Raw genomic sequence first — 6,407 nt, forward strand, 5'->3', positions numbered from 1 at the left:
GCCTGTGAGCATCAAAAACCAAGAACCGATAGCCGCCTAAACCATAAAACGTAAAACCTAAAACTGAAGAATTGACCCATTGAGGCATCGATAGGCATGATCCACTTCCTTCGTCATTATACCGCACGGCTCTGGGCCAGCCTGATTTTGACTAGCCTGGCGGTACTCATAGGCTTCCCTGTGATCGGGGGGCAACAGGGTCCCTGGTTGGCTTTCTGGGCGGCCCTGGCAGGCTTTTTGGTGTTCTTTTTCCTGGTGGGCTGGATCGGCAATACCCTCGGCATACGGTGGATCGGCATTCTGATGCGTGAAGCCGGCATATGGGAGCGTGCCGGCAATTTCAGACGATCCGGAAAAATTTTAAAAAAGGCCGTCTCGATCTTCGACAGCTTTCTCATATCACCCGTGGCCCGGGAAGCATATTCCCGCGAGATCTCATCCCGCATGGCCCGCTCATACCTGTCCCAGCCTGAGCCGGGCCCGCAAGCCGAAGGGTTCGTCGTCGCCTACCTGCAGAGGCATCCGGAGGATGCCGAGGCCAGTGATATGTGGCTCGAAAAATCCGGCTCCCGTGGGAATCTGCCCGGAAAACACGAGGACCTGGTCTTTGCCTTGAGCGATGCCCAACCTGAAAACAAAGACCTTCAGCGTATGCTTGCCCATGCCTGTCTTCGGTCCGAACGCAGCGACTACCAGGCCATTAAAATCTACAAACGCATTATCGAAGACCCGGCACCCGGCGACCGCGGCATCGTCGACGACATCGCCTGGAGATTCTATCATGACCGCCGCACGGACCGCTTGGCCCTGCAGGCGTATCTGACGGCTTTCAAGGCCGACACGAATAAAAAGCGCCTTCTGGTAGGTATGGCCGCCTGCGTCGAACGCCTTGCGGTCGGTGACCGGACATCCCGTACGTATCAGGAAGCCGCAAAGCTGATTTCCAGGCTGGATGAAACCACGCTTGCCAAGATGCGGGCGAATTTTGCCCCGTCTCCTCCGCAAACCGCAGCCGCGCCCGATAAAAAAGAAGCGCTCAAAACGATTGCACGGACACTCCGCACGACCGCTTCCGCTCTGTCGGCCACCCTCATCTCGGCCCGCCGGGCCACGATCGGCGCCTATGCCTCCCTATACCACCATGTTAAGACCCACCGCCTGACACGGCCGGTATCGAAGTGGGCCGTCCTCGGTCTGGCCGGGGCCATCCTGGTCGTCCTGGTGATCAACACCGCCGGCCATTTGATCTCCTCCCAAAAGACGCTTCCTCCGCCGGAACCGAAACCGCCGGCGGCAATCGAGGTCACCGATCCCTTTACCCTGCAGGTGGCGGCCTATCTCAAGATGGAACATGCCGAAAAATTCGTCGCCACACTGAAAAGCATGGGGGAGGACGCCTACTACACCGAAGCCAGGAGTTCCAAATCCAACTGGTTTCAGGTGCGCATATCCCATTTCCCCACCAAAGAGGCGGCCCGCTCACACGGGGAGGCCCTCAAGTCCAAAGGCATCATCGATGACTTTTATGTGGCCAATTACCAGAAGCCCGGCCAGAAGTCCGAATAGATCCCCCGGGGTCGAGCCAGCGGCATCCGTCAGTGCGTGCAACCTGAGTGGAACGTTTCAAATCTTAAGAATGCTTAAAAAAACTTGGACGAATGCTATCTATTAGCACTCTTAAAATTTGAAGCGCGCAGATCAGGTGCCGTTTATTTCGCATTCATCCCTATTTTTTTCTTGAATTCATTCCGACCTGTAATGTAGAATACAGTGAATTCAGCACCATTTCAGATAGTTAATCTACCTTATAGACCCGGTGGTCATTGCGGTTCGTTTTTTTGCTCTAATAACATTCAGTTAGATCTAAAACGCACGACTATTTATGGGGAGTGGTTTCATTACCGCTTGTTGAACCGCGATGACGGGCGCAGTCGCTTTGAGCTTGCCGCGGGGAGCGTTCACCGCATCGTTGCAGCGTCGAGGTTCGATCAACCACCATCACAGCATTGAACCTGAACTGAGTGAAGTCAAGACAGCCAATGTATTCCTACCTAAAAACATATGGCTTTCCCTGCCTGCTTTTGACCTTTTTCATCTTTCTAAGTTGCGCTGTTCAACAGGATGTCCAGGTTAAAATAAAAAACGGCAAAAAATATGGCGTGGTCGAAGGCGCTTTCCGGCACCGCTGGTGGAACTATTACGAACGCGGCCTTTCCTTCGCCGCAGGGGAGTTCTGGGAAGACGCGGCTGCCGACCTGAGAAGGGCCGTCGAACAGAGAGATGCCGACCAGCGCATGGCCCGCACCTACGGGATGCACTTTGTCGATTATTTTCCCCACCGCGAGCTCGGTGTCGCCTATTTCCATCAGGAAAAGTACGATCAGGCCGAAAACGAACTCGAAACCTCCCTGGATATGGTGGACACGGGTAAAGCCAAGCACTATCTGAACCTGGTGCGCAAGAAAAAACTGGAGCTTTCCAAAGCGGATGCCGCACCGCCGTCCATCAGGCTGGAAGCGGCCGCTTTGCAGCGCGCATCCAACCGCTTTCGCTTCGAAATCAAGGGAGAGGTGGACGACGATTTTTACGCCCGTCGGATCACCATCAACGACGTACCCGAATTCATCGAGCTGTCCGCCAAGAAAATTCCCTTTACCAGAGAGATAAAGCTGAAAAAGGGGCTCAATGCAATCGATATTCGCTCCGCCGACCTGTTGGGCAAGACGACCGAAAAAACCATCGAAGTCTTCGGCGACTTTGAAGGACCCGCCCTGCAGCTGAAGAACGTCGCCGACGGCGACGAAGTAGCGCAAGCGACCCTTGTCCTCAGCGGCGCCCTTGCCGATGCCACCGGCATCACCGAACTGAGGGTCAACGACCGGGTGATCGCATACGACAAGGAAAAGGAGGTCGACTTCGCCCTGAATATCGACCTCGAACGAGGCGAAAATAAAATCCTGCTGGCGGCTGCCGACGCCGTTGGCAATGTCACCACAGGTGAGCTGAATCTTACCTATATGCCCCAGCTGGCAAACGAAATACGCCCCGGCCGCAATCGCTTCCTCGAGGCGTGCCGTGAGAGTCCCATCTTCCTGGCTTTTTCCGGAAACACGCTTTCTTCGCCTCCCGCCGGCATTATGTACGCAGCCGCTCAGTCAAAGGCCGCCTTTCGCCTCAACTTCAAAGACCTAACCGGGGAACAAACCGTCTACTACAACACCCTTTATGTCGACGGCACCGCGACAGGCACCTATGAAATCGATTCGGTCGCCGTCAACGGCGAGCCTCTCCTGATCATTCCGGGGCGCACCGTTTATTTTAATCAGCTTCTGGAACTAAAGGAGGGGCGGAACGCCATCACCATCGAGGTGACCGACGTAAAAGGCAACATTGCCGATAAAACCGCCGTCGTCAATTACCGGGTGCCCAACGTACAGCAGATAGGATCGCGCATGAGCCTGGCCGTTTTACCCTTCCAACTCAAAGGGGATGCCGGGGTGGCCAGTGAATTGGTCTACGACTACCTCATCGATGCCTTCGTAGACCAGGAACGCTTTCATATCGTCACCCGGGGCGACGAACTCGAAGCCGTCCTCCGGGAGCAGCGGCTGAGCCAAACCGACCTGGTTGACAAAAAAACCGCTGTACGTGTTGGAAAGCTGGTTGCTGCTGAAGCCGTCCTCATGGGCACCGTGCTTGAAACCGGGGATGCCATTGAAATTTTCGCCCGCCTCGTCAACACGGAATCATCGTCGGTTCTGGAAACCAAAGATGTCTTCGGCCAGGACAAGGCACTGCCCCAGATTCAGTATCTGACCAATGGCCTGGCCTTGAAGCTCAAACACAGCTTCCCGTTGATCGAAGGAATGGTAATCAAAGTCAGCGGCAACGAAATTTATGCCGACTTCGGCAGTTTCAAGCATATCAAGAAAGAGATGCGCTTCATCGTTTTCAAACAGGGGGAAATCATCAAGCACCCGGTTACCGGCAAGGTATTGGGCAGCGATACCAAGGAGCTGGGCGTGGCCACGGTGGTCAGTGTGTTCCAAGATATGTCCATAGGAAAATTAATCGCCGATTTTGAAGTGGGCGACATCCAGGTACAGGATCTGGTTATAACAAAATAACAGCGTGTACTGCGCTGTTTGGAAGATACGAAATGCGGCTATGCGGACGGAAATTGAAAGTCTATTTTTTTTCAGTCGGTTACATCATCCTTCTGTCGGCGGCTAATCCGGCAGTTTATGCAGGGAATCAGAACAGGGAGACTTTTCAGGCGGCGGAAGCCCTGCTCCAGAAAAAGCAGTTCACGGCGGCGCTGGCACGTTATGAAGAAGTCTTGACCCGTGAACCGTCGTTTGTTGCCGCCTATCGCGGATTGATTCAATGCTATGCCTCCCTGGGAGATCCGGAAGGGGGATCCGCTTTCGTAGAATCGCTTTATATCGAAAATCCCGACAACGCCGGTATCAACTACGGCATGGGCTACGCCTTGTACCGGCTCGGGAAATATCAACAGGCGGCATCCTTTTTCAAGCGGGCCACCGAACTGAACCCTGACCTGGCGGAAGCCTGGAACAACCTGGCGGTTATTTACCATTTCGTTGATCGCGATTATGAAAAGGCAAGGGAATACTATGAAAAAGCCATTGAACTGGGCCGGTGTTCTCACAATAAGCGGGTGATCGACATCGCCGGCGAAAATCTGGCGCATCTTCCCAGGGAGAAAGTAATCACCCCCATTACGGATGATTTGTCCCTAGAAGATTTTCTGAACCGTTTCATCGCTTTTGCCGAGGAAGGAAATAAAGACAAGCTGCAGGCCCTCGTTCTAGGGCAGCGTGACAACTGTCAGCTGGCCATGGATTGGCTCATGCAGCAGGTGCAAAAGGCCCGGAGCCGTCAAGACGAAAAAAGTGAATCCGGCGCCCTGACAATCGCCCGGCTTTTGGCCGGACAGTACCATCAAAGCTTTCAGAGCGATGACCTCTCGGAAAAGCTGGACCTCTATCAAGGGCCAACCAGGCAGTAAAAGGGGCATATCCCGATGCACAAAAAAATTAAAACAACCTGTGCCCGGTGCGGAAAGGATTTGCTCGTACCGGAGCAGGCGGCGGGCAAAAGCATTCTTTGCAGGGCCTGCCGGGAAAAGATGCAGACAGCACGCACGGTAGCCGCCAACACCGCCGACGAAACGCAGACGACTACCGTACAACTGCAGCAACGGACAGCCGCCACAAAAGTGATCAGAGACGTCTTTAAAATAGAACCCAGCATCGATTTGAGCGACACCACCACCGAACCCCTTCCTCCCGGCGCCGAGGCCCGTACCGATGCGGTCCGGAAATCGATCGGCGCCATCATATCTCAGGCCCATAAAGACACCAAATATATCATCGACAGGCAAATCGGAAAGGGAGGCATGGGTGCCGTTCTCGGTACCATAGACCAGGATATCCGCCGCAAAGTGGCCATGAAGGTGATGCTCCCCAAAAACAGGCGTGACACGCCCAAAATCAGGCGGTTTCTGGAGGAAGCCCAGGTCACCGGACAGTTGGAACATCCCAATATCGTCCCTGTTCATGAAATAGGCATTGACGAAAAGGCCAACGTATACTTCACCATGAAGCTGGTGCAGGGAGAAAACCTGGAAGCGGTCATCGGTAAGTGCCGCCGGGGCAATGAGAAATATCTCCGCAAATACACCCTGGGAGCTCTTCTTCAACTGTTTATGAAAGTGTGCGACGGCATGAGTTATGCCCATGCCAAGGGCGTTCTGCATCGCGATCTCAAACCGGAAAACATCATGATCGGCGGGTTTGGTGAAGCGCTGATCATGGATTGGGGACTCGCAAAAATAGTGGGGCAAGAGGAGGAAGCCGTCGACGCCCGTGGCACATTAGGGGGGGACGCCCGGCATCCCGTGACCGCAGAAGGAAAAGTAATGGGCACCCCTGCCTACATGTCGCCGGAGCAGGCTTGCGGCCACATATCCGAACTCGACAAACGCAGCGATCTCTTTTCCTTGGGGGGAATCCTATACAAAATCCTCACGTTCAGCCACCCTTACGAAGGTAAAACTATTCAGGAATCTCTGGAGCTGGCCCAGAACCATGAGCTCGTTCCACCCGACCAGCGGTCACCGGAAAGGAATATCCCGCCCGAGCTTGCCGCCATCTGCATGAAGGCCATGGCCTATGACAAGGATGACCGCTATGCCGACGCCACCGAAATCAATCATGACCTTCAGCTGTACCTGGACGGCAAAAGCGTTTCGGCCAAAAGGGACAGCCTGGTAACCAAAGCAAGCAAATGGATCGCCAGAAATAAGGTCGCCTCTGCGGGCATTGCGGCCGCGGTGATCTGTCTGGTTGCCGGCATGGTTGCAGCCACCCTGTATCAACATA

4 protein-coding genes are annotated in these 6,407 nt (G+C 54.4%); all 4 read left to right on the forward strand.

Features of this window, described 5'->3' with window-relative positions:
- Positions 1–96 precede the first annotated feature (96 nt).
- Positions 97–1,566 carry an SPOR domain-containing protein gene (locus tag LJE94_03525; protein ID MCG6909179.1) on the forward strand — a complete coding sequence of 490 codons (1,470 nt, stop codon included), beginning with the start codon at positions 97–99 and terminating at the stop codon, positions 1,564–1,566.
- A 473-nt stretch (positions 1,567–2,039) separates the two neighbouring features.
- On the forward strand, positions 2,040–4,127 hold the full coding sequence (locus tag LJE94_03530) for a CsgG/HfaB family protein (protein ID MCG6909180.1): 2,088 nt from the start codon (positions 2,040–2,042) through the stop codon (positions 4,125–4,127).
- 53 nt (positions 4,128–4,180) lie between these two features.
- Positions 4,181–5,032, forward strand: coding sequence for a tetratricopeptide repeat protein (locus LJE94_03535; protein MCG6909181.1), 852 nt, complete (start codon positions 4,181–4,183; stop codon positions 5,030–5,032).
- 15 nt (positions 5,033–5,047) lie between these two features.
- The coding region (locus tag LJE94_03540) for a serine/threonine protein kinase (protein ID MCG6909182.1) at positions 5,048–6,407 on the forward strand (1,360 nt) is incomplete at its 3' end.

Source organism: Deltaproteobacteria bacterium, from assembly GCA_022340465.1.
Classification (GTDB): Bacteria; Desulfobacterota; Desulfobacteria; order Desulfobacterales; family B30-G6; genus JAJDNW01.

Excerpts from the sequence above, each read along its gene's own strand:
- LJE94_03525 (MCG6909179.1), top strand. The coding sequence starts at position 97 with ATGATCCACTTCCTTCGTCATTATACCGCACGGCTCTGGGCCAGCCTG.
- LJE94_03530 (MCG6909180.1), top strand. The coding sequence starts at position 2,040 with ATGTATTCCTACCTAAAAACATATGGCTTTCCCTGCCTGCTTTTGACC.